Genomic DNA, 1,153 nt, shown 5'->3' with positions numbered 1-1,153 from the left:
TCCTCGTTGAACGCCTCCCGCGCCTCCTCGGCCAGGGCGCGGTCCGGGTACCGCCCGGGGCCTCCGGACTCCTCCCACAGCGCGTCCAGCAGCAGCCGCCTGGCGCGGGGGCGCAGCAGGTTGACGGGGGCGGTGCCGCCGAGGGTCTGGCGGCGGACCCGGTCCAGGGTCTCGGCGTCCAGCTCCACGCGGCGGCCGAACGCGACCACCCGCAGCGTGCGGGGGGCGTGGGGGGACTCGGCCGCGCCCCGGGCGGCGCGGTGCAGGACCTTGGCCATCACGGCGGAGCCCTTGACCCGGGCGGTGGCGGGGTCGTCGTAGGAGTCGGCCTCGGCGCCCTCGACCAGCGAGCCCAGGGCGCGGATGGCGACCTGGCCCTCCTCGCCCAGGGCGGGCAGGACGCCCTCGGTGTAGGAGACGAGCAGCGGGGTGGGGCTGACGACGAGGATGCCGCCCGCGTACCGGCGCCGGTCCTGGTAGAGCAGGTAGGCGGCGCGGTGCAGGGCGACGGCGGTCTTGCCGGTGCCGGGCCCGCCGGTGACCTCGGTGACGGAGACGGCGGGGGCGCGGATCACCTCGTCCTGCTCGGCCTGGATGGAGGCGACGATGTCGGTCATCCGGCTGCCGCGGGTGCGCCCGAGGGCGGCCATCAGGGCGCCGTCCCCGACGACGGCCAGCTCGGCGCCGCGGCACAGGGCCCGCACCTGGGGGCGCAGCAGGTCGTCCTCGACGGAGAGCACCCGGCGGCCGCGGCTGCGGATGACGCGGCGGCGCACGACGCGGCCGGGGGCCACGGGCGTGGCCCGGTAGAAGGGGGCGGCGGCGGGGGCGCGCCAGTCGATGACCAGGGGGACGAACTCGGCGTCCAGCACGCCCATCCGGCCGATGTGCAGCGTTTCCGCGATCTCCGCGACGCGCCCGCCGCCGGGCTCCTCGCGCACGGCGTCCTCGGCCGGCTCGACGGAGGTGGAGGCGCCGTCGGGGCCGCGCTCGCCGTCCTTGCCGGCCAGCAGGTCGATGCGGCCGAAGAGGAAGTCCTCGAACTCGCTGTTGAGACGGGAGAGATGGAGCCCGGCGCGGAAGACCTGGGCGTCGCGCTCCGCGAGGGCGCCGGGGGTGCCGACCTGCACGCGGCGCGCGGCGTCGGCCATCA

The 1,153-nt window shown here is 77.5% G+C and carries 1 protein-coding gene; it reads right to left on the bottom strand.

The genetic code is table 11. The features are described from left to right. On the bottom strand, nucleotides 1–1,153 hold a 1,153-nt coding region (locus D7231_RS35275; RefSeq protein WP_479685693.1), incomplete at both ends, for a helicase domain-containing protein.

It is taken from the genome of Streptomyces klenkii, from assembly GCF_003626645.1.
Classification (GTDB): Bacteria; Actinomycetota; Actinomycetes; order Streptomycetales; family Streptomycetaceae; genus Streptomyces; species Streptomyces klenkii.
Note: the sequence above shows the minus strand (reverse complement) of the source record. Positions and strands in the feature narration are given on the sequence as shown.